A 22,137-nucleotide genomic window follows, 5' to 3' on the forward strand; every position below is an offset into this window, starting at 1 on the left:
TGCAAACTCCGAATACCGTAAAGTACTATCCGGGAGACACACGGCGGGTGCTAACGTCCGTCGTGAAGAGGGAAACAACCCAGACCGCCAGCTAAGGTCCCAAAGTCATAGTTAAGTGGGAAACGATGTGGAAAGGCCCAGACAGCCAGGAGGTTGGCTTAGAAGCAGCCATCCTTTAAAGAAAGCGTAATAGCTCACTGGTCGAGTCGGTCTGCGCGGAAGATGTAACGGGGCTAAACTATGCACCGAAGCTGCGGATTCAAACTTTGTTTGAGTGGTAGGGGAGCGTTCTGTAAGCCGTTGAAGGTGTACCGGGAGGTATGCTGGAGGTATCAGAAGTGCGAATGCTGACATGAGTAACGATAATGCGGGTGAAAAACCCGCACGCCGGAAGACCAAGGGTTCCTATCCCATGTTAATCAGGGTAGGGTAAGTCGACCCCTAAGGCGAGGCCGAAAGGCGTAGTCGATGGGAAACGGGTTAATATTCCCGTACTTGGTATAATTGCGATGGGGGGACGGAGCAGGCTAAACAAGCATGGCGTTGGTTGTCCATGTGAAAGTGAGTAGGTTGAGAGTTTAGGAAAATCCGGACTCTTAAGACTGAGACACGAGACGAGCACCCAAGGGTGTGAAGTTGTTGATGCCATACTTCCAGGAAAAGCCTCTAAGCTTCAGATTATACCGAATCGTACCCCAAACCGACACAGGTGGTCAGGTAGAGAATACTAAGGCGCTTGAGAGAACTCGGGTGAAGGAACTAGGCAAAATCGTACCGTAACTTCGGGAGAAGGTACGCTCCTATCTGTGATGAGACTTGCTCTCTAAGCGGACGGGAGCCGCAGTGACCAGGTGGCTGGGACTGTTTATTAAAAACACAGCACTGTGCAAAATCGCAAGATGACGTATACGGTGTGACACCTGCCCGGTGCCGGAAGGTTAATTGATGGGGTTAGTTTTCGGACGAAGCTCTTGATCGAAGCCCCGGTAAACGGCGGCCGTAACTATAACGGTCCTAAGGTAGCGAAATTCCTTGTCGGGTAAGTTCCGACCTGCACGAATGGTGTAACCATGGCCACGCTGTCTCCACCCGAGACTCAGTGAAATTGAAATCGCAGTGAAGATGCTGTGTACCCGCGGCTAGACGGAAAGACCCCGTGAACCTTTACTACAGCTTGGCACTGAACATTGAACCTACATGTGTAGGATAGGTGGGAGGCTTTGAAGCAGAGACGCTAGTCTTTGTGGAGCCGTCCTTGAAATACCACCCTTGTAGTTTTGATGTTCTAACGTTGGCCCCTAATCGGGGTTACGGACAGTGCCTGGTGGGTAGTTTGACTGGGGCGGTCTCCTCCCAAAGAGTAACGGAGGAGCACGAAGGTTGGCTAAGTACGGTCGGACATCGTACGGTTAGTGTAATGGTAGAAGCCAGCTTAACTGCGAGACAGACACGTCGAGCAGGTACGAAAGTAGGTCATAGTGATCCGGTGGTTCTGAATGGAAGGGCCATCGCTCAACGGATAAAAGGTACTCCGGGGATAACAGGCTGATACCGCCCAAGAGTTCATATCGACGGCGGTGTTTGGCACCTCGATGTCGGCTCATCACATCCTGGGGCTGAAGTCGGTCCCAAGGGTATGGCTGTTCGCCATTTAAAGTGGTACGCGAGCTGGGTTTAGAACGTCGTGAGACAGTTCGGTCCCTATCTGCCGTGGGCGTTTGAGAATTGAGAGGGGTTGCTCCTAGTACGAGAGGACCGGAGTGAACGAACCGCTGGTGTTCGGGTTGTCATGCCAATGGCACTGCCCGGTAGCTACGTTCGGAACTGATAAGCGCTGAAAGCATCTAAGCGCGAAGCAGGCCTCGAGATGAGTTCTCACTAGACTTTTAAAGTCTCTGAAGGGCCGTTGAAGACTACAACGTTGATAGGCAGGATGTGGAAGTGGTGCGAGCCATTAAGCTAACCTGTACTAATTACCCGTGAGGCTTAACCATACAACGCCAAACGCGTTTTGTGACAGCGTAACAGACAGAAGTTAAGAAACTAAAGTAGACATTTACTTGATATCAGAATTCCAGATTTATTAATTTGCTCAAAAGAGCGAATTAAAACCAAATTTGCTTGGTGACAATAGCGTTTTGGACCCACCTGACCCCATGCCGAACTCAGTAGTGAAACGAAACAGCGCCGATGATAGTGTGGCATTTGCCATGTGAAAGTAGGACATTGCCAGGCTCCAAATTAAAGAAAGCCCGATTCGAAAGAGTCGGGCTTTTTTGCGTTTGGAGCTGTCAGCTTTCAGCTTTCAGACGTCAGCTGAAACACAGAGACATCAGACGTTAGATATTAGATGTCAGCTGAGCGGTAGGGTTGTTTACTGAAGAGACTCCTTCAGCAACAAAACGAGTAGGAGGCACGTCAGTGCCGAATCTAGACCTTAACAAACACATTCATGGCTAAAGCCATTCCTACAACTACACTCTTCCTAGAACCTAGAACCTAGAACCTTTATGACTTACTCTTTCTAACTCGCAAATCGTGTTTTGTTCAGCTTACTCCCCTTGTCTTTGTTCAGCCTTGGCTAATTGAATGTATTTGGTTTCTACTAGCTGTGAGAGTGGAACAAGTTCGAAGCCTTGCTGTTGTAGTTTTGGGAGTGCTTGCTGTAGAAATGCAACGGTTTCTGGGTAGGGGTGTGCAATAGCGATTGCATAGTTGAAGTGCTCAGCTTTGGTCTTTAGTTCTTCAAGTTGATGTTGTAGCTGGCTTTGGGTGACATTGTTATCAAGGAATACATGACGAGATACGTTTGCGACACCATAAAGGTTGGCAACATTTTGCGCTTCACTTTGGCTAGTTGTTCGACTATCTAAGAAGTACAAACCACGCTTTTTTAGGACTTCCATGGTCCATTTCATAGGCTCAGTAAGCTGTGTTAGCTCAGACCCCATATGATTATTGACACCTTTTACTTGTGGCAATGAGGCTAACGCATGGCCGAGAGTAGTTTGTAACTCGGACTTAGTCATGGTATCTGTTAGGGCTCCTGGACCAAGCGCTTTGCTTTTATCAAGCGCTTGCATTGGAACATGTAAAAGCAATTCTTTATGAGTTTTACTGGCACGCTCTGCAAAAATTTGCGAATAGGGGGTATGGGGCAAGATTGAGAATGTCACTTGCCCTGGTAATTTTAATATTTCAAGATCGCGCTGATGATTACCTATATCATCGATTACTATGGCTATTTGCTTTGCTTGGCAGAATAGCGGTAGGCAACATACGGCGAGTAATAAGCCTGTTCGTAGATTCACTTTTTGTAATTATTATATCCATTGTGAGCATTTACTTACTGCATAATAACTAGCTGCTTTGCTGTAAGTTGCTTTTTGTCTTGTCTATCTAGAAGTGAGCTAAAAAGCGCCAATTCTTGAATGTTTTTTATTATAACGTCTTGGTCAATTTCTGAAAGCATTGTTTGATTAATACTCACATCTGGGGGAATCCCTTTACCATCGATTGATTGACCTGCAGGTGTGTAATAGCGTGCTGTGGTCAATTTTAATGCCGTATTACCGTTACCTAATGGAATAAGCGACTGCACAGAGCCTTTACCAAATGAGGTTTCGCCAATTAGCACTGCTCGTTGATTATCTCTTAATGCTGCAGCGAGTATTTCAGCCGCAGATGCTGAGTTCTCGTTAATAAGTAGGGCGATAGGGGCACCATTGAGTATGTCACCCTTATGCGCTTGATACTTTTGATTGGCTTCGTTGAAGCGACCTCTGGTTGAAACAATAGTGCCGTTATCTAAAAACAGATCAGCGACTTCAATGGCCCCTTGTAATGTACCACCAGGATTGTCACGTAAATCAATTATTAGCCCAGAAAGTGGAAAGCTATTGGTGACTTGCATTTTTGCAAGTTCTCGAGCAACATCGTGCAGTGTGTGATTGTTAAATGCATTGATACTGATTAGTGCAACGCCTGTATCTGCTAAATAGCCACTAACGCTCTGCAAATTAATTTGTTGGCGTTTAATCGAGAAGTTGAGCTCAGCTTCTTTCTCCCTTTTAACTGCTACATCGACAGCGCTTTGCCCGCTTTCACGAATTAATTTCGCTACTTCTTCAATGCTTTTATCTATAATTGGCTGTTGATTTATACCAATAACTTCATCATTTACTTGTAAACCAGCAACTGCTGCAGGTGATTTATCAATGATGTTGACTATAAATACTCGACCATCTTCTACTTTGACTTCGATACCTAGTCCTGTGTATCGACCATTAGTGCTACTGAAGATGGCATCGAGCTCATTCTCATCCAGATACTTTGAGTAAGGGTCAAGGCGTTCGAACAATTCTTCGACTTGTAAATTATCTGGCTGGTTAACAAATGAATTTTGTAGTTTAAGATCATCTACATAATACGTATGAATATTAAAAAGGATTTCGTTTAATTCATGATGCTGAAGAGACTGTAACGAGGGCTTAGAATGAGCCTGAAACGATTGCAGCATCAGGCAGAGAAAGGTTATAAGCATCACTAAAGACAGCTGAGTGAAAAACTTAGCTGGGGAAAAGTGTGCTTTGCAAGAATGTTTAGTTTTTAGCATCAGCTGCTCCTCATAGAGTGCAGCTATTTAATCAATTAAATGCGTCTGCACCATTTTACAGGATTTACTGCGCGTCCTTTGTGGCGTATTTCGAAGTATAGACCAGGATCCGGTTGTCCGCCGCTTTGACCTACTAAAGCAATTGTCTCCCCTTCTCTAACAAGGTCGCCAACATCGCGAAGTAGAGTTTGTGCGTGGCCATACAAGCTCATGAAACCATCGCCATGATCAATAGCGATAACCCAACCAAAGCCATTTAGCCAGTCAGCGTAAACAACTTGGCCGTTCTGTACGCTTTTTACATTACTGCCTTCTTTAGCGCTGATAAGTACGCCTTTCCAATCTATGTTGCCGTGCTTACGTTGCCCAAAGCGATGGCGTAATGACCCTTTAGTTGGCCAGTCAAGTTTGCCTTTACTACTTTGTAAGCCTAGTAGTTCTACTTTTTGGTTTCGTTCTTGTTCTAGCTCTTCTATTGCGGTTATTAGGGTTTGCTCGTTTTCTTTTAAATAATCAATTGAGCTCTTTGTTTCTTTTAATGCTGATTGTAGTTTATTGAGGTTAGTTTTACGTTCTTGCTGTGCATTGACTAAGGCTTGCTGACGTCTTTTTTGTTCGTCATATAAAGCAACTAGGCGTTGTTTAGTTTTTTCAAGTTCAGCTTGGTTGTCTGCAATTTCTTGCTGCAGTGCTTTGAGCTCTTCAATTTGTTCGATGCGTGCTTTATTTAAGTAATTATAATAACTTAGTGTACGTTCAATTTTGGCAGTGTCTTGCTGGTTAAGCAGCATTTTTGAGTAGTCATGGCTACCAGCCATGTAAGCACTTTTTAACTGTGCAGCTAATAAGGTTTGTCGCTGTGCTTGTTGGGCTTTCAGCTTTTGTGCCTTTGCTTGCTGTTCACGCTGTTGTTGCTCGTTTTCTTTAACTGATTGGGCTGCAAGATTTAATGCTTTTGCATTTTTAGCAATGTCGAGTTCATGGGCGCGGAGATCTTTGCGCATTTGGGCAATTGACTTGCGTTGACCTTTAAGTTCAGCCTCTGTTTTTTGTAAAGCTGATTGAATATCTGATAGGTCTTTTTTGGTTTGATCTTCATTAGCAACAACCGAAGTTGCTACTAATGAAGTCAGTATTAAACCAATTTTAAGGAAGTGGTTAATACATTTACTCATAGCTTATTTCAGCGTCATGATTGGTTTACCAGTCATTTCACTTGGCTGCTCTAAGCCGAGTAGGTGGAGCATGGTTGGTGCCACGTCACTTAATGTCTTACCATCATGCGGTGTTGCATCACGGCCAACATAGATAAATGGCACAGGCTCACTTGTATGTGCAGTATGTGCTTGCCCCGTTGCTGGGTTAGCCATTTGTTCAGCATTGCCATGATCGGCTGTGATCAGAGCTTCACCGCCATGTTCTTCAAGTGCTGCAACCACACGACCAATACAGTGATCAACTGCTTCACAAGCTTTAACTGCAGCTTCAAATACACCTGAGTGACCTACCATGTCTCCGTTAGGGTAGTTACAGATGATAGCATCGTATTTACCGCTAGCGATTGCTTCAACAAGTTTATCGGTCAGCATTTCAGAGTTCATTTCTGGTTGCAGATCATAGGTTGCTACTTGAGGTGATGGGATCAGTTCGCGAGTCTCACCAACAAACTCATCTTCACGGCCACCGCTGAAGAAGAAGGTAACGTGTGCGTATTTTTCTGTTTCAGAAATACGTAGCTGTGTTTTACCTTGTTTCTCTAACCATTCGCCCAATACGTTTGTTAAGGGTTCCGGTGCAAATGCAATCGGCGCTTTGATGTCTGCTGCATACTCAGTCATCATTACAAAAGCGCTTAACTTAGGTGATTTTTTCTTATCAAAACCACTGAAGTCAGCATCAACAAAGGCACGAGTCATTTCTCGTGCTCGGTCAGCTCTGAAGTTAGCAAAAATAACTGTATCACCGTCATTAATTTCAGCAGCTGATTGGCCCTCTGGCACAACAGTTGTTGCAGCAACAAATTCATCGTTTTCGTCACGTGCATAAGCGGCTTCAAGTGCGGTAACGCCATCTGTATAGCTGTATTCAGCAATGCCACTAACCATAACGTCATAAGCAAGCTCGACACGGTTCCAACGGTTATCACGATCCATTGCATAGTAACGACCAACAAGCGTAGCTAAACGGCCGCAGCCAAGTTCTGTAAATACGGCTTCGATTCGTTCAATTGATGCTTTTGCACTGCGTGGCGGCGTGTCACGGCCGTCTAAGAAACCGTGAAAGTAAACTTCTTTTGCACCGCGCTTGGCAGCAAGTTCAATCGTTGCGACAATGTGATCTTCATGACTATGAACACCACCTGGGCTTAAAAGACCCATAATATGAACGGCTTTGCCAGCCTTTACAGCTTTGTCAATATTATCAACAAGTGCTGGGTTGCTATCGAACTCACCATCATCAATCGCTTTAGTAATGCGAGTGAAATCTTGGTAAACAATACGGCCAGCACCTAAATTTACGTGGCCTACTTCAGAGTTACCCATTTGTCCTGCAGGTAAACCAACATCAAGTCCCGAACCTGAAATTAATGTATGTGGGCGGGTTGCCCAAAGGTTATCGAGTACTGGGGTATTAGCAGCAAGAATAGCGTTACTTTCTGTGTCTTCACGGTATCCCCAACCGTCTAAGATCATTAATACCAATGGTTTTTTATGCTCTGTCATTATAGCTCCTGAAGATTGGCACTTATATATCACTAGCATACCGTGTTTTATGGTTTTGATCAGCTATCAATATGTCATATTAAAATATTTCACGCCCTAGCATTTTCAATTCAAGCACGTATACTTGCGTGGCAAATTTTAATTAACCCATGGCTATGCGCTGTGGCACCTAAATTTCTTAGTGGAAAACGCATGGATCAATATATTGAATTTATCTCAAATCATCCGGTTTTGAGCATTATCTGGTTGGCATTAGTCGCAATGCTGATCAGCAGTTGGTTTAAAAGTAAATTTTCGGCTATTCGTCAAATCAATCCACAGCAACTTACTTTGCTAATTAACCGTGATGATGGTCAAGTCGTTGATATACGTTCACAAAAAGAGTTTAACTCTGGCCGTATTGCAGGCGCAACTCACTTAAATCCAGAAAAAGCAAAGCAATCTGATTTTTCAAGCCTTGAAAAGTTTAAGACTAAACCCATTATACTAGTATGTACCACGGGCATGACTGCCTCAGGTATCGGAACTGCAATGCATAAAGCAGGTTTTGAGCGTGTTTATGTATTAGCGGGCGGTATGGGCGCTTGGCAATCAGCTAGCTTACCAACAACGACCGGTCGTTAAACAAAGCAGCTAACAGCCCGATAGAGGAATTATTATGAGTAAAGTTGTTCTTTACACCAAAGCATACTGTCCATTCTGCCAACGCGCTTTGGCGTTATTAGAGAGCAAAGGTGTAAACTACACGAATATCGATATTGGTGTTCACCCTGAGCGTCGTGATGAAATGATCGACAAAGCTAATGGTGGTTACACGGTTCCGCAAATTTTCATTAATGATGAACATATCGGCGGTTGTGACGACATGATGGCAATTGAAGCGCAAGGCCTTTTAGACGCAAAGCTTAACGCTTAATAAATTTTAAATATAAAAACGAATACAAGTTAGGAATTACAATGAACGAAGAAAATCAAAACGCAGCAGCAGAACAACAAGCAGGCGCTCAATTCTCAATTCAACGCATTTATACTAAAGATGTTTCTTTTGAGACACCTAATTCACCTGCTATTTTCCAAAAAGAGTGGACCCCTGAAGTTAAGCTAGACTTAGATACTCGTTCTAACAAATTAGAAGAAGGCGTGTTTGAAGTTGTTCTTGCTTTAACTGTGACGGCTTCAATCGGTGAAGAAACAGCATTCCTTTGTGAAATCCAACAAGCGGGTATTTTCACTATCGGTGAAGTTGAAGAAGTTCAGCTTGCGCACATGTTAGGTGCTTTCTGCCCGAACGTACTTTTCCCTTACGCTCGTGAAGCAGTATCAAACCTAGTTAACCGTGGTACTTTCCCACAATTAAACTTAGCGCCAGTTAACTTTGACGCACTATTTGCTCAATACATGCAACAACGTGCTGCTCAAGACCAACAGGCAACTGCAGACGCATAAGCTATGAGTACAGCACAATCAGCTGTTACAGTATTAGGGGCGGGGTCTTATGGCACCGCCCTTGCTATTTGCTTTGCCAGAAATGGTCACCCAGTTACCTTGTGGGGCCGCAATAGCGATGACGTTGCTACGCTTGCAGCTGAGCGGAAGAATCAACGTTATGTTCCTGATGTTAGCTTTCCTGAAACGCTTCAACTAGAAGCTAATTTAGAAACGGCAGTTAAAGCAAGCAAGATCATTCTTGTTGTTGTGCCAAGTCATGCGTTTGCAGGTACGCTTCAAAAAATTAAACCTTGGTTGTCAGAAGGTGCCGAAGTTGCATGGGCTACTAAAGGCTTAGAACCTAATACTGGCCGTTTATTGCAAGAAGTAGCAGTGCAAGAGCTTGGGGATGATATCCCATTGGCTGTGCTTTCTGGGCCTACTTTTGCTAAAGAAATGGCAATGGGCTTACCAACGGCTATTTCGGTATCGTCGACTTCTAAAGATTTTGCAAAGCAGCTGGCAGACCTTTTACACTGTGGACGTTCATTTAGGGTGTATAACAATGATGATTTCATTGGTATACAACTTGGCGGCGCGGTTAAAAATGTGATTGCAATTGGCGCAGGTATGTCTGACGGCTTTGGTTTTGGTGCTAATGCACGAACAGCCTTGATCACTCGTGGTTTAGCTGAGCTTTGTCGTTTAGGTTGTGCATTAGGTGCTCGTTCAGATACCTTTATGGGGATGGCTGGCCTTGGTGACTTAATCTTAACCTGTACAGATAACCAATCTCGTAACCGTCGTTTTGGTCTTGCGCTTGGTAAAGGTGAAGGGGTTGAAGCTGCGATTGAATCAATAGGTCAGGTCGTAGAAGGCTATAGAAATACCAAAGAAGTGTACCTACTTGCTGAGCGTACAGGCATAGAAATGCCAATTACGGAGCAAATTTACAAAGTGCTTTATGAAAATAAAGATGTAAAAGAAGCTGCGATGGCGTTGCTTGGCCGTGAGCAAAAATCCGAATAAACAATCTTAAAAATTCAGATTGTGCACTGTAAAATAAAAAACGCGATTCATGAATCGCGTTTTTTATTTGCAATTTTAACTGCTAGCTAGATTGCTGGTTCTCTAACGTGTCATTAATAAATTCGCTGACTTGCTCGGCTTTTAATGGTTTACAGTAATAATAACCTTGCTGGAAATGACAACCCATAATATGCAGCATATAGGCCTGCTCCTCAGTTTCCACTCCTTCAGCAACCACATTTATATCCAAATATTTAGCTAGTCGCACTATGGTGGCAGTGATATTGCGATCTTGTTCATTCTTATCGATGTCTTTTACGAATGACTTGTCGATTTTGAGCGTATCTATTGGAAAACGCTTTAGGTAACTTAGCGATGAATGGCCAGTGCCAAAGTCATCAAGCGCGATATGTACACCAATTGATTTAATCCGTTTCATTTGCTGTTCTGCAAACTCAGGGTTATCCATCATGGCGCTTTCAGTGATTTCAAGTTCTAAGCAATGTGCAGGCACGTCAAATTTAGCCAAGTTGTCGATTAGCGTTTCGATAAGGCTGCTTTGTTGAAAGTGTAAGGCTGAAATATTAATAGCTACATTACCAAATGAAATGCTTTGCTTTCGCCACTGAGCCAGCTGATTAAGAAGTTGCTCCATCAGTAATTGGGTGAGCGGAATAATTGCCCCATTTTGTTCTGCGAGAGGAATAAACTCATCAGGAATAATGATGCTGCCATCCTCTTGTGGCCAACGAACTAAAGCCTCAAAACCGTACAATTGGTTGTGCTGAGCATCAAACTTAGGTTGAAAGTAAAGCTCAAACTCATTGTTGGTAATCGCTCTAAATAAAGCGCTTTCTTTGGTTAATTCGGTTGGGTCGAGCGTGTGGCGGTCTTTATCAAAAAACTGATAAGTATTACGGCCCATTTTCTTAGCATGATTTAGGGCACTATTTGCGCTGCGCATTAAGTTTTCACAGTTGTATGCATTGTCTGGGTAGATAGCAAGGCCACAACACGCTGTTAGCGAGGTTTCAAAACCATCTAACATAAAAGGGGTCTTAAATTGTTGTAGTACGATGTCTGCGGTCTTTTTGGCGAAGAACACCGTTTTGCCAGAGTATAGGTAGGGCGGCACCAGTACCGCGAATTCATCAGCACCAATTCTTGCAATAGTAAAGCCTGAATTTAGGGAGTCGGTTAAACGACAGGCGACTTCTTTTAACAGAACATCGCCAATCGTGTGGCCCAGTGAGTCATTAATTTTTTTGAAATTGTCTATGTCGATAAAGATGATCAACAGGCTTGGGTAAGTGTCATTACAGGCTTTAATTGCTTTTTCAAGTGATTCTATAAAAATGGCGCGGTTTGATAAGCCTGTTATGCTGTCTTTGGTAGTGAGCTTGAGCATAGCTCGCTCGTTATTCTTACGAGCAGTCACATCAGAAAACATACCAACGTATCTTACAGAGCTTTTCGCAAAGCGTGGTGTGGTCACTTTTGTTATACACAAATCAATGGCGTAGGGTTGCCCATCTCTACGTAAATTCCAAATTTCGCCAGACCAATAACCGTCATTACTTAACTCCTGTTGTATGATTTCTTCGAGTTGCTTATCGCGACCAGCTTGCGTTAATGCTTTGAATTTTTTGCCAAGTACATCGTTTTTTTTATAACCCGATATTTCACTAAATGCGTTATTGATTTCTATGATCCGAAACTGCTCATCGCTGACCCAAATTCCATCTTTAGACTGAGAGAGTAGGGCATCCAATAGCGTCATCTTTTGATTTCTTTGATAATAGATGACCGCTCCAACAAGGATGACAATAGCTAAAAGAATCAGCAGTAAAAGGGGCGCTATGTTTGGGGCTTGCGAGATAGTGGGATTTGAAACAGCAGTAGAAGCAGCACTAGAAAAGTGCTGCATCAGTAAAATGATACTGCCTACTTGGGCGAAAAAGCGCATTAAAATCCATCTTTAGGGAACAAACTAACCTATTTAGGTTAGTCCATAAAAAATGGTCGTGCTAAACAATTAGTAAATATTTATTACGAGCGTTTTTTCAATAAGTTATTGACCGTTCACAAACCCCAGTTGACGCCAAGACTCATAAACAAATACAGCCACAGAGTTAGATAAGTTCATGCTACGGCTATCTTTTTGCATCGGAATGCGAACTCGCTGCTCTTTAGGTAATGATTGAATGAGCTCATCAGGTAGGCCGCGGGTTTCTGGACCAAACACTAAACAATCGCCTGGTTGGTATTGCGCTTGGTGGTGAAATTGGCTGCCTTTAGTGGTACACGCATAGACTTTTTTCGGCTGGCACTTTTCAAGATATGCTTCAAACGACGCATGGCGCTGTACATGGCTAAATTCATGATAATCAAGACCAGCACGTTTGACCCGTTTATCATCCCACTCAAAACCAAGTGGTTCAATTAGGTGCAGCGCATAACCCGTGTTCGCGCATAAGCGAATGATATTACCCGTGTTCGGTGGAATTTCTGGTTGGTACAACACAATATCAAGCATTTGAATCTCATTTAAAAAGGATTAGATCTGCTGCTGAGTATACACGAACTAGAATGAAAAGATGATATACTCAGTCTAGTTACTCTCTGAAGGTAAGTTGTTGTGCAGCATCGTAGTTATGAGTTTTGGGTTAGAACAGCCAGTCTAGTCACCATTGTAATGGTGAGTTTGATGATCGCGGCAAAAAGCTGGGCTTGGCTTGCATCAGGCTCAGCCTCGATGCTCGGTTCATTGACTGATTCGTTAATGGATATCACTGCATCACTGATGAGCTTTTTAGTCCTAGGTTATGCATTACGTCCTGCTGATGATGATCATCGCTTTGGTCACGGTAAAGCTGAAGCGTTAGCTGGGCTTGCACAAGCCGCTTTTATTGCCGGCTCGGGTTGTTTCTTAGCTTTTCATGCTGTTGAGCGCTTATTTAACCCTGTTATTTTAAAGCACTCTGATCTCGGTATTTGGGTTAGTATTTTTGCTATCGTTTGTACGCTTGTGGTGGTATTTGTTCAAACAAAAGTGATTAATCACACTGAGTCAATTGCGATAAAAGCAGACTCTATTCATTATAAAGGCGATTTAATCTTAAACTTGGCTGTATTACTGGCAATCGTATTAGCTAAGTACGGTGTCGCTTATGCCGATCCATTGTTTGCTATTGGTGTGGCTGTTTATTTGCTTTATAACAGCTGGGATATTGCTCGCGAAAGTGCTGACCACTTAATGGATAAAGAGCTTCCTGATGAAGAGAAACAACAAATATTGGAGATTGTGAATAGTCATCAAGACGTGTTTGGCGCCCATGATATCCGTACTCGCCAAGGTGGTAAAATTAAGTTTATTCAGATGCATTTAGAGCTTGAAGATTCATTATCATTGATCAGGGCGCATCAAGTCGCAGATGAAGTAGAGGCCTTAATTCAAACACATTTTGATTGTGAAATGGATATTCTCATGCACCTAGACCCGCTTTCAGTGGTTAATAAAACACGTCAAAGTGCAGCACAAAACTGATAAAAATCACTGAGTACAGCCTGCCTTATCTCGTCGCGTTCACATAACAGTTCGTGGCGTGCACCAGCATAGCTTTTTAGTTGTGCCTGTTTTTGTTTATGTGTAAGTGCAAACTGAGCGGCGTTATCGACCACTGTATCTTGCTCAGCACTGGCGATAAACAAAGGAATATCGACTTTTTTATCGACTAAAGAGGCGATAAAATCAAACGATGCATTGAGCCAACCATAGGTTACCCCACCTAACTGTAAATCATTTTCTGCAGCATACAGCTCTCTGAACAGTTTATAGCGAATTTCACTACTGGTTAGCTCATTGGCTGCAAAGTCGACCGGTAAGTAGTCGCTTTGGCCAAATGCATAACTGTGGCTAAGACCAATTAAAGATGCAATTTTAGCAGCCAGTTTTGCTACAGGCTTTGGTGTCCCTTTGGTATAAATATCAAACATGGGCGCTGACAAAAATGCCCCCGAAAATTGATGTTGATATCGTGACAGGTAATCATAGGCAATGGCGCTCCCCATTGAGTGTCCGAGCAGTACTTGTTTTCCTTGCCAGTGTTGCTTCACTACTTTATCTATAAACATAGCAAAGTCATCAGCATAATCAGTAAAGCGGTTTACATAGCCTTTATGTGTGTTTTCTAAATGGCGATAAGAGCGGCCTTGTCCTTGGTGATCAACACTAAAAACAGCAAAGCCATTTTGATATAGCTCCCATAGCAACTCTTTGTATTTAACCAAAGACTCTATTCGACCACTACTAATAACAACAGCGGTTTTTGCTTGGCGAGGAATAGCATAACCGTAATAAAGCTTACCATGAGCTGTACTCAGAAAGTCTTGCTGTAATTGCTCAGAAAAGAACTTATTAATATTAGGTATGTTACTGACAAGGCTTGCTTCGCTGCTATAAAACATTTACTCACTCTTAAAAGGAAGGCGGATGTTTACACAAAGTCCACCGTGTTCTTGGTTTTCAAGTGTTAGTGTACCATCATGTACTGAGATAGCATTCTTTGCAATTGCAAGACCTAAACCGGTACCACCTGTACTCCTATCGCGGGAATGCTCTTGACGAAAGAAAGGCTCACAAAGTCTTGCAAGGTTACTTTCTTCAACCCCTTTACCGTCATCACAAATAGTGATGTAGATAGCATCTGATTCAATTAAACCTATTGAAATAGAGTGCTCAGCGTATTTAATCGCATTACGTAGAACATTCTCGAGGGCGCTGGCAATTAAGGTTTCGTCACATTTGATGTCGGCTGTTAGTGCCCCATTGACAATGAGCTCTTTATTATTTTGCTTGGCTTCAAATTTAGCATCGTTTAGTACGTGATCAACAATCACTTGCAGAGATTGTTTACTTAACGCCAGTGTTTGGCTTTTAGCCTCTAAGCGAGATACTTGGAGGACATCAGCAATCATTTTATCGAGCTGATTTGCCTCTTTTTCAATGCGTTCTAAATAAGCGTTTTGTGCGTCATCGGCTTGCATTTGCGCAAGTCCCGTGGCCATTTTTAAACGCGTTAATGGTGAGCGTAGTTCATGGGAAATATCTGCGAGTAATCGCTTTTGGGCGCTTATAAGCTGCTCAAGTTGCACTGCCATGGTATTAAAGTCTCGGCCAAGTACACCTAGCTCATCTTGACGAGTAGGGGATACATCGGCACGGGCAGTTAAATCACCATGAGCCAGTTTTTTTGCGGTTTCTTTTAGACTATTAATAGGGGCAATTAAATTACGGCTAAAGAAGAAACTAAGCATTAATGAAGCAATTAAAGCAATGAGTAGTTTTAGCCAAATTGGCATCAGCCATAAGCTGACAAAAAACGGTTTTTTGCGTTTTTCATCAATCTCGTAGAGATAAAATTTACCTTCAGGTACATTCAATACTACAGGCCCATAGGCTTGATATTCATCGGTAAAAATAATTTGCGGACGCATATATTTGGTAAAGTTAAGCAAGCTCAAATCAATGTCTTTGGATACCGGTTCGCTGAGCATCTCAACACCATGCACCTCACCATTTAAGTACAATAATTTATGTTTGGATAAGCGCGGATGAGATAGTACCTCTTGAGTAGATTTACCGTGTTTAGCAACTATGCGTTCAATACTTTTAGCGGTGTACTCAAGATTTTTAAGCATGGGTCCACGCAGGTCATCATTGCCTACATTGCTCGTTAACTGGCTTAAAAACACCAATATAGTGATAGTGGCTATGACAGTAACCCAAAACCAGGCAAAGATTTTTAAAAATAAATAGTGGCGGGGATGCTTTAGCCAGCTCGGTGTTTGCATATTATTCGCCTTGTATTAGTACATAACCACTGCCACGCATGGTTTTGATCCGTTCATTACTCACGTGTTCTGCAATCTTTTTACGAATGTTACTTACATGCATATCGATTGAGCGGTCAAAAGGGGCGAGGCGTCTACCCAGGACTTGCTCACTTATTTGTTCTTTACTTATCACTTCACCTGCATGCTGTACGAGCATAGTAAGAATTTCATATTCAGTGCCTGTTAGGCTCAGTACGATGTCGTTTACCGAAGCCTCTCGCGTTGCGAAATTGATATTGATACTGTTTACACTCAATGAGCTGGCATGTTGACTCGATAAGCTATTGATATGCTCTATACGACGGGTTATTGCTTTAACGCGGGCTAGCAGCTCTCTGTGGTTAAATGGCTTAGGAATATAATCATCTGCGCCCAGTTCTAAACCAAAGATGCGATCAAAGTCTTCGCCTTTCGCGGTTAGCATGATCACTGGGGTAAGCTTATGCTGTCTTAATTGTTTTAACACCTCAAAGCCATCCATAGATGGCAACATAACATCAAGCAATATGAGCTCATAGCTATGCTTAATAGCTTGTTTTAGGCCCTCAGCACCATCATGAACACACTCTACTGTAAAACCTTGTGCTGATAAGTACTCGCTGAGTAATTCACACAATCCTGTATCGTCGTCGATCATCAATAGTTTCATTTTGACACCTAGCTATTTACTTCTTTAAGGCTATTTTACTCACTAAATTGTGTAAAGGTGAATCTTTACACAACCTTTACACTGGTTTGCGTTCATTTGCATTGAGTTAGATATAGTTATCACATTGGTCGGAAACGACAGTAAAGCACAACCCAACAAAAGGTAATGATTATGACTATTTCAAAAAAGCTTTCTAAATTCGTACTTGTTTGTGGTTTAGCAGCAGCCAGTGTAGGTGCTACTTCAGCAATGGCGAAAGGTGACTTTAACCGTGGTATGAACCCGCAGGCTCGTTTTTTACTTTCTGAGCGCGGCATTGATAAGTTACAACTTAGCGAAGATCAGCAAACGCAACTAAAAGCGATTTTTGCTGAGCAAAAATCGCAATTTGCAGCACTTCGCGGTGATAAAGATGCAATGAAAGCCTCTCGTGCAGCACACAAAGAGAAAATGGATGCGTTATTAGCAACGAAAGCATTTGACGAAAATGCCGCATTGGAGCTGATTAAAGCTCGCCAAGAAAAAGGCCAGCAGTTTGCAATGCTGAAAATGAAATCTGACCATGCAATTTGGCAAGTTTTGAATGCAGAGCAGCGCGAAAGTTATCAAAAAATCAAACAGCACCTTCGTAAAAAAGGTCACAAAAAGGGCCATTATGGCCTGAATAAAGGCGAGCGTTCAGAAGGTTAAAAGTAAATGTATATGAAAATGCGGCAAATGCCGCATTTTTTGTATTACACTGCAATCAGACTTTATTCTTTAAAGAATGCATCATCATTTTTAGCCAGCATCGCTTCGATGTCTTCAATCATATCTTGGCTTAGCTCATTGGCATTGTTGATAGGACTAGAAATTTTATTATTTTCAAACGACCACTCGCCTAAATCAATTAGCTGGCAGCGTTTTGAACAAAATGGGCGATGCGGACTCTGCTCCGACCATTCGACTTTTGATTTACATGTTGGGCAGTTTACAACTGTTGGCATGGAATAACTCTTAAATAAGCACTTTAGTCAGATCTTACTGAACAGTTAGCTGATAATCCAGTAACGAATTTGTTTTAAAAACTCGTTACTCGGTTTATTTCTTTCAATGAGGTAACTCCATCGGCAGCTTTTTTAAGACCAGATAAACGCAGATTATTAAAGCCTGAACGAAGCGCTACTTCAGCAATTTCTAGCGAATTACCACCACGCATAATGATTTGCGCGATTTCAGGGGTAATTTGCATTACCTCGTAAACACCAACTCGACCCTTATAGCCATCTGTACAACTATCACAACCATTTGGTGCAAATAACTGGACTTCACTGAGCTTATCTTTATCAAAACCTTGGCGAATCAGCTCTTCTTCAGGAAGTGTTTCTGGCGTTTTACACTTAGGGCAAAGACGTCTCGCTAGACGCTGAGCAATAATAAGGCTGATTGAGCTAGCTACGTTGTAAGCTGGTACACCCATGTTCAAAAGACGGGTGAGGGTTTCAGGTGCTGAGTTTGTATGCAGGGTAGATAATACCAAGTGACCTGTTTGTGCCGCTTTAATAGCAATTTCAGCTGTTTCAAGGTCACGGATCTCACCAACCATCACCACATCAGGATCTTGTCGTAAAAAGGCTTTTAATGCATTGGCAAAGGTCATATCTGCTTTCGGATTGATCTGTACTTGGTTAATCCCTTCAAGGTTTATCTCAACAGGATCTTCGGCTGTACTGATGTTACGTTCTGGCTGGTTGAGAATATTCAAACCTGTATACAATGATACTGTTTTACCAGAACCAGTAGGACCCGTTACTAAGATCATGCCTTGTGGTTGATCAAGTGCATCCATATACAGCTTTTTCTGCTCTGGTTCATAACCAAGAACATCGATACCCAGCATAGCACTTGATGAGTCGAGAATACGCATAACGATTTTCTCGCCCCAAAGGGTCGGTAATGTACTGACACGGAAATCGATACTTTTTCGTTCAGTAATTTTAAGCTTAATACGGCCGTCTTGAGGTTTACGTTTTTCTGCGATATCAAGTCGTGACATTACCTTGATCCGCGCCGATAAACGGCTGGCTAAGCTATTGGGTGGGCTTGCCATTTCATGCAAAATACCATCGATACGGAAACGCACACGGTAGCGGTGTTCATAAGGTTCAAAATGCAGATCCGAGGCACCTTTTTTAATCGCATCCATCAAAATCTTATTGATGTAAACAATAATAGGGGCATCGTCTTTGTCTTCATCTTTAGGTGCTAAGTTTTGTGGGCTCTCTGATTCTAAATCCCCAAGCTCTTTGAATTCGCTTTCACTTAGATGCAAGCTTCCTGCAGCATCAAGTAATTGCTCAATTTTGTTTTCAAGTTGAAGATAATCAACAACGACCACTTCGCATGAAAGACCGGTACTAAATTCAAAGTTTTCAAATGCACCGTAGTCGGTCGGATCTGAGGCGGCAATATAGAGCTTACGGCCTTTTTTTACTAACGGCAGAATATGGTGTTCACGAATGAGTTTGTCTTTAATAAGCTCTTCAGAAATATACGCTACATCAAAATCTCTAATATCAAAATAAGGCACACGAAATAGGTCTGTACATTGCTCCGCAAGTTCATGCCCATCCATTCCACATGTTTTAGAAATAAGCTCGGCAGTAGAGCTGTATTCGCGCTGCTTTGATTTTACGGTCTCTGCATCAATACGACCGAGTGTAATAAATTTTCTAAGTAGCGGTGAGTTTATATTCATTGAACACCTAGTTTGATCCTTTATTTGCCACAATCTAACAGAAAAAGTAAGGCTATTACATCAGTCTTGTCTGATTTAGGAAAAATTGCAAAATAATTTCACCATAAACTCAGTCATTTAGAATGCTTGTTGGTACTTTTGTATTGGTTTTGGGTAGGCTTTGTTTAATGAAAATCTATAAACAAAATCAATAGCCTAGTTCGAGTGTGTCAGGTACTTTTTATGTAGCTTTAGCACATCAATTTTTACCTCTTCAAGAGGGCGGTTGTTATCTAATATATCCGTTGCTTTTTTTTGCTTGTCAGCTCTCGACATTTGTGAGGCTATGATTTGCTTAGCTAATTCAGTAGATACATTATCACGAGCTGTAGTTCTTGTTATTTGCACTTCAACCGGAACATCAATTAGTAAGGTGTGATCGCAGTATTTTTCTAGGCCATTTTCAAAAAGTAAGGGAGCAACTAAGATGACATACTGGCTGGTGGCTTGCTTTAATTGCGTGATCATTGACTCCCTAATAAGTGGGTGTAATAAGCTGTTTAGCCATTGCTTTTCTGATTCATTTGCAAAGATAATCGTTCTTAGTTTTGCACGATCAAGCGTGCCTTCGCTAGTAAGTATTTCATTACCAAAATGTTCAGTAATTTTTTTGAGGCCAATAGAGCCTGGCTCGACGACTTCTCTGGCTACGACATCGGCATCAACAACTTGAATACCAAGCTCTTCAAACATGGCGCTTACTGCACTTTTGCCAGAACCAATACCACCGGTTAACCCTAAAACCCAGTTTGCCATAATTAGTAACCTAAATAGTTAAAGTAATAGCTTTGAATTTGCTGACCCCAAAGCAAAGTTACCCAACCTGCTATGGCAAGGTAGGGTCCAAAAGGGATTGGCGTGGTTTTGTCCTTACCTTGAATAAAGATTTGCGCAATGCCGATGATAGCACCGACGACACTTGATAATAGCACTATGGTTAATATATCTTGCCAACCTAGTAGCGCACCGAACACGGCTAATAGTTTAAAGTCACCATAACCCATGCCTTCCTTACCTGTGGCAAGCTTAAATAACCAGTAGACACTCCATAAGCTTAAATAACCAACCGCGGCACCTATTATGGCATCGGTTGGAGCAATGGTAATACCCGTAGTGGCGGCAATCAGCGCTAGCCAAACCAATGGGAGGGTTAGCTGGTCAGGCAGCAACATGTGATCTATATCGATAAAGGTTAAAGCGACTAAAACCCAAGTAATCACTATATAAAGAAGAGCAAGCTTCGTTGGGCCAAAAACAGCAGCAACAATTAAACTTAAAACTGCTGTAAGCATTTCAACAATAGGGTAACGAACAGATATAACGGTTTTACAATTTGCACAGCGACCCTTTAATAATAACCAACTTAGCACAGGGATATTTTGCCAAGCTTTGATCGGTGCTTTGCATTTAGGGCAGGTCGAATTTGGCTTTACCAGATTAAATGGCGCTTGTTCTGTCTGTTGTTTTGAATTGAGCTCACCGGCCAATAAGACACGGCATTCAGTTTGCCATTCTCTTTTCATCATCAGTGGTAAACGATAAATCACCACATTTAAAAAGCTACCAATACATAGGCTAACTAAGCCGACGGTCAAAAAATAAAACCACTGCTGAGTTTGCATCGCAGTGGTTATATCAAGAAAAAAGTTTTCCATTAAAATACCTAACTTCTGGCCATTTGCAGGCCGATTTTACTTCGCTGTGTTGAACCGTTTTTATTATTTATTTTATGTAGTAAGTTATCAACTAGCGTTTACAGTTTACAGCTTACAGCTTACAGCTATGTGTTAAATCACAGAACCTAATTGGAATATAGGTAAGTACATAGCAACAATTAAACCACCGACAAGAACACCTAAAACCGCCATAATAAGTGGCTCAAGTAAGCTCGATAAACCATCAACGGCATCATCCACTTCCTGCTCATAAATGGTGGCCACTTTGGCAAGCATACCATCGAGTGAACCTGACTCTTCACCTATGGCAACCATTTGTACGACCATATCGGGGAATATTTTTGAGTTTCGCATTGCCCAGTTCATTTGATTACCTGAGCTTACTTCGGCTTTAATTTCTAAAATTGCATATCGATAAACCGCATTACCGGAAGCGCCCGCTGCAGAATCAAGTGCATCAACCAGCGGCACACCTGCTGCGAAGGTAGTAGAAAGTGTACGGGCATAGCGAGCAACTGCTGCTTTATTCAAGATCATACCGATAACGGGCAGTTTTAATATCGCTCTGTCATTGGCATCTCTGAGTTTTTTACTTTTCAGCAGAGCTTCTTTATAGATAAAGCCAGTAGCGATAATAGCAATGAGTATTATCCACCAATATTCCTGCATAAATTCAGATATACTAATCACGATCAAAGTAAATGCTGGTAATTCAGCACCAAAACCACTAAAAATATCTTGGAATTGTGGTACCACAAATATAAGGAGGATAGATGTTACTATTAAAGCGACCACTAACACTGCAATAGGATAAAACATAGCTTTTTTAATTTTTGATTTTAAAGCTTCAGCCTTTTCTTTATAAAGGGCTACGCGGTCAAAAATTTTATCAAGGGCGCCTGATTGCTCACCTGAGGCAACTAGGTCACAGTAAAGGTCATCAAAATAGCGTGGATGCTTACGTAGACTTTGTGAAAGAGGTACGCCAGCTCTTACATCGTCTCCGATACTTTCCATCAATTTTGTAATGCTTTTATTTTGTGCACCTGAACCTATCATTTCAATAGATTGGATAAGGGGGACCCCTGCCATGAGCATGGTCGCTATTTGTCGAGTGATAAGAGCAATATCTTTAGGTGTAATTTTCTGAATTCGAGTTCCGAACAGTGGCTTTGCTTTACGTTTTACTTTAGAAGGGGTTATACCCTGTTTACGTAGTTGAGCTTTGACTAGAGCTATACTTTGTCCTGTTAATTCACCTTCCAGTTTTTTTCCTCTGGAATTGACTCCAACCCATTGAAAAACCGAACTATCAACTGTTGTGTTTTTTTTTGTCATTTTGTTAT

At 42.1% G+C, this 22,137-nt stretch carries 20 protein-coding genes and 2 rRNA genes (1 of these 22 only partly in view); 8 read left to right on the forward strand and 14 right to left on the reverse strand.

The features are described from left to right. Positions 1-2,014 (forward strand): 23S ribosomal RNA (locus tag HYD28_05060); it begins 896 nt to the left of the window's first position. A gap of 106 nt (positions 2,015-2,120) precedes the next feature. Continuing rightward, a 5S ribosomal RNA gene (gene rrf, locus HYD28_05065) occupies positions 2,121-2,235 on the forward strand. 317 nt (positions 2,236-2,552) lie between these two features. Here the strand turns inward: rrf and HYD28_05070 are convergent. From HYD28_05070 to HYD28_05085, 4 genes are read right to left on the reverse strand one after another with little or no spacing between them, the layout of a single operon-like run. Beyond that, positions 2,553-3,311 (reverse strand): divergent polysaccharide deacetylase family protein, encoded by a 759-nt coding sequence (locus HYD28_05070; protein ID QLE08383.1) that lies wholly within the window; start codon positions 3,309-3,311, stop codon positions 2,553-2,555. Between the two features lie 35 nt (positions 3,312-3,346). Next, on the reverse strand, positions 3,347-4,615 hold the full coding sequence (locus HYD28_05075) for a S41 family peptidase (GenBank protein QLE08384.1): 1,269 nt from the start codon (positions 4,613-4,615) through the stop codon (positions 3,347-3,349). A gap of 35 nt (positions 4,616-4,650) precedes the next feature. After that, positions 4,651-5,790, reverse strand: a complete 1,140-nt coding sequence (locus tag HYD28_05080) for a peptidoglycan DD-metalloendopeptidase family protein (GenBank protein ID QLE08385.1) — start codon at positions 5,788-5,790, stop codon at positions 4,651-4,653. A gap of 3 nt (positions 5,791-5,793) precedes the next feature. Continuing rightward, complete coding sequence (locus HYD28_05085) at positions 5,794-7,338, reverse strand: 2,3-bisphosphoglycerate-independent phosphoglycerate mutase (GenBank protein ID QLE08386.1); 1,545 nt, start codon at positions 7,336-7,338, stop codon at positions 5,794-5,796. A gap of 192 nt (positions 7,339-7,530) precedes the next feature. On the opposite strand from HYD28_05085, the gene HYD28_05090 reads away from it, so the two are divergent. From HYD28_05090 to gpsA, 4 genes are read left to right on the forward strand one after another with little or no spacing between them, the layout of a single operon-like run. Continuing rightward, positions 7,531-7,962 carry a rhodanese-like domain-containing protein gene (locus tag HYD28_05090; protein ID QLE08387.1) on the forward strand — a complete coding sequence of 144 codons (432 nt, stop codon included), beginning with the start codon at positions 7,531-7,533 and terminating at the stop codon, positions 7,960-7,962. A 34-nt stretch (positions 7,963-7,996) separates the two neighbouring features. Continuing rightward, a complete protein-coding gene (gene grxC / locus HYD28_05095; protein ID QLE08388.1) occupies positions 7,997-8,254 on the forward strand; it encodes a glutaredoxin 3 in 258 nt (85 codons plus the stop codon). Positions 8,255-8,295: 41 nt separating this feature from the next. Then, complete coding sequence (gene secB, locus HYD28_05100; protein QLE08389.1) at positions 8,296-8,784, forward strand: protein-export chaperone SecB; 489 nt, start codon at positions 8,296-8,298, stop codon at positions 8,782-8,784. Between the two features lie 3 nt (positions 8,785-8,787). Continuing rightward, positions 8,788-9,795 (forward strand): NAD(P)H-dependent glycerol-3-phosphate dehydrogenase, encoded by a 1,008-nt coding sequence (gene gpsA / locus HYD28_05105; protein QLE08390.1) that lies wholly within the window; start codon positions 8,788-8,790, stop codon positions 9,793-9,795. An 82-nt stretch (positions 9,796-9,877) separates the two neighbouring features. Here the strand turns inward: gpsA and HYD28_05110 are convergent, their stop codons facing one another. Both HYD28_05110 and trmL read right to left on the reverse strand, forming a co-directional pair. Beyond that, complete coding sequence (locus HYD28_05110) at positions 9,878-11,575, reverse strand: EAL domain-containing protein (protein QLE08391.1); 1,698 nt, start codon at positions 11,573-11,575, stop codon at positions 9,878-9,880. Positions 11,576-11,866: 291 nt separating this feature from the next. Beyond that, positions 11,867-12,331, reverse strand: coding sequence for a tRNA (uridine(34)/cytosine(34)/5-carboxymethylaminomethyluridine(34)-2'-O)-methyltransferase TrmL (gene trmL / locus HYD28_05115; protein ID QLE08392.1), 465 nt, complete (start codon positions 12,329-12,331; stop codon positions 11,867-11,869). Positions 12,332-12,433: 102 nt separating this feature from the next. Between trmL and HYD28_05120 the strand changes: the two genes are divergently transcribed. Then, positions 12,434-13,342, forward strand: coding sequence for a cation diffusion facilitator family transporter (locus HYD28_05120; protein QLE08393.1), 909 nt, complete (start codon positions 12,434-12,436; stop codon positions 13,340-13,342). Here HYD28_05120 and HYD28_05125 read toward each other — a convergent pair. From HYD28_05125 to HYD28_05135, 3 genes are read right to left on the reverse strand one after another with little or no spacing between them, the layout of a single operon-like run. After that, complete coding sequence (locus HYD28_05125; GenBank protein QLE08394.1) at positions 13,321-14,262, reverse strand: alpha/beta fold hydrolase; 942 nt, start codon at positions 14,260-14,262, stop codon at positions 13,321-13,323. The two genes, HYD28_05120 and HYD28_05125, sit on opposite strands and share 22 nt — an antisense overlap. After that, positions 14,263-15,648 (reverse strand): HAMP domain-containing protein, encoded by a 1,386-nt coding sequence (locus tag HYD28_05130; protein QLE08395.1) that lies wholly within the window; start codon positions 15,646-15,648, stop codon positions 14,263-14,265. A gap of 1 nt (position 15,649) precedes the next feature. Beyond that, complete coding sequence (locus HYD28_05135; GenBank protein ID QLE08396.1) at positions 15,650-16,339, reverse strand: response regulator; 690 nt, start codon at positions 16,337-16,339, stop codon at positions 15,650-15,652. A 171-nt stretch (positions 16,340-16,510) separates the two neighbouring features. Between HYD28_05135 and HYD28_05140 the strand changes: the two genes are divergently transcribed. Continuing rightward, positions 16,511-17,029: a Spy/CpxP family protein refolding chaperone gene (locus HYD28_05140; protein ID QLE08397.1), complete on the forward strand. Its 519-nt coding sequence runs from the start codon at positions 16,511-16,513 to the stop codon at positions 17,027-17,029. 62 nt (positions 17,030-17,091) lie between these two features. On the opposite strand, the gene yacG is transcribed toward HYD28_05140, so the two are convergent. From yacG to HYD28_05165, 5 genes are all read right to left on the reverse strand, one after another. After that, on the reverse strand, positions 17,092-17,325 hold the full coding sequence (gene yacG / locus HYD28_05145; protein ID QLE08398.1) for a DNA gyrase inhibitor YacG: 234 nt from the start codon (positions 17,323-17,325) through the stop codon (positions 17,092-17,094). A 74-nt stretch (positions 17,326-17,399) separates the two neighbouring features. Next, the gene (gene pilB, locus HYD28_05150) at positions 17,400-19,076 is read right to left on the reverse strand and encodes a type IV-A pilus assembly ATPase PilB (GenBank protein QLE08399.1); all 1,677 of its coding nucleotides are present in this window, start codon (positions 19,074-19,076) and stop codon (positions 17,400-17,402) included. A 195-nt stretch (positions 19,077-19,271) separates the two neighbouring features. Then, on the reverse strand, positions 19,272-19,871 hold the full coding sequence (gene coaE / locus HYD28_05155; protein QLE08400.1) for a dephospho-CoA kinase: 600 nt from the start codon (positions 19,869-19,871) through the stop codon (positions 19,272-19,274). A 2-nt stretch (positions 19,872-19,873) separates the two neighbouring features. Beyond that, positions 19,874-20,770, reverse strand: coding sequence for a prepilin peptidase (locus tag HYD28_05160; protein ID QLE08401.1), 897 nt, complete (start codon positions 20,768-20,770; stop codon positions 19,874-19,876). Between the two features lie 132 nt (positions 20,771-20,902). Continuing rightward, on the reverse strand, positions 20,903-22,030 hold the full coding sequence (locus tag HYD28_05165; GenBank protein ID QLE10490.1) for a type II secretion system F family protein: 1,128 nt from the start codon (positions 22,028-22,030) through the stop codon (positions 20,903-20,905). Between the last annotated feature and the right edge of the window lie 107 nt (positions 22,031-22,137).

This window comes from Pseudoalteromonas shioyasakiensis, from assembly GCA_013391845.1.
Lineage (GTDB): Bacteria > Pseudomonadota > Gammaproteobacteria > Enterobacterales > Alteromonadaceae > Pseudoalteromonas > Pseudoalteromonas apostichopi.

Bases quoted from the DNA above. Each gene is read 5' to 3' on its own strand.
- yacG (QLE08398.1), bottom strand. From the start codon at position 17,325: ATGCCAACAGTTGTAAACTGCCCAACATGTAAATCAAAAGTCGAATGG.
- gpsA (QLE08390.1), top strand. From the start codon at position 8,788: ATGAGTACAGCACAATCAGCTGTTACAGTATTAGGGGCGGGGTCTTAT.
- HYD28_05075 (QLE08384.1), bottom strand. From the start codon at position 4,615: ATGCTAAAAACTAAACATTCTTGCAAAGCACACTTTTCCCCAGCTAAG.
- HYD28_05125 (QLE08394.1), bottom strand. From the start codon at position 14,262: ATGTTTTATAGCAGCGAAGCAAGCCTTGTCAGTAACATACCTAATATT.
- HYD28_05160 (QLE08401.1), bottom strand. From the start codon at position 20,770: ATGGAAAACTTTTTTCTTGATATAACCACTGCGATGCAAACTCAGCAG.
- HYD28_05085 (QLE08386.1), bottom strand. From the start codon at position 7,338: ATGACAGAGCATAAAAAACCATTGGTATTAATGATCTTAGACGGTTGG.
- trmL (QLE08392.1), bottom strand. From the start codon at position 12,331: ATGCTTGATATTGTGTTGTACCAACCAGAAATTCCACCGAACACGGGT.
- HYD28_05080 (QLE08385.1), bottom strand. From the start codon at position 5,790: ATGAGTAAATGTATTAACCACTTCCTTAAAATTGGTTTAATACTGACT.
- pilB (QLE08399.1), bottom strand. From the start codon at position 19,076: ATGAATATAAACTCACCGCTACTTAGAAAATTTATTACACTCGGTCGT.
- HYD28_05130 (QLE08395.1), bottom strand. From the start codon at position 15,648: ATGCAAACACCGAGCTGGCTAAAGCATCCCCGCCACTATTTATTTTTA.
- HYD28_05135 (QLE08396.1), bottom strand. From the start codon at position 16,339: ATGAAACTATTGATGATCGACGACGATACAGGATTGTGTGAATTACTC.
- HYD28_05140 (QLE08397.1), top strand. From the start codon at position 16,511: ATGACTATTTCAAAAAAGCTTTCTAAATTCGTACTTGTTTGTGGTTTA.
- HYD28_05110 (QLE08391.1), bottom strand. From the start codon at position 11,575: ATGACGCTATTGGATGCCCTACTCTCTCAGTCTAAAGATGGAATTTGG.
- grxC (QLE08388.1), top strand. From the start codon at position 7,997: ATGAGTAAAGTTGTTCTTTACACCAAAGCATACTGTCCATTCTGCCAA.
- coaE (QLE08400.1), bottom strand. From the start codon at position 19,871: ATGGCAAACTGGGTTTTAGGGTTAACCGGTGGTATTGGTTCTGGCAAA.
- secB (QLE08389.1), top strand. From the start codon at position 8,296: ATGAACGAAGAAAATCAAAACGCAGCAGCAGAACAACAAGCAGGCGCT.
- HYD28_05090 (QLE08387.1), top strand. From the start codon at position 7,531: ATGGATCAATATATTGAATTTATCTCAAATCATCCGGTTTTGAGCATT.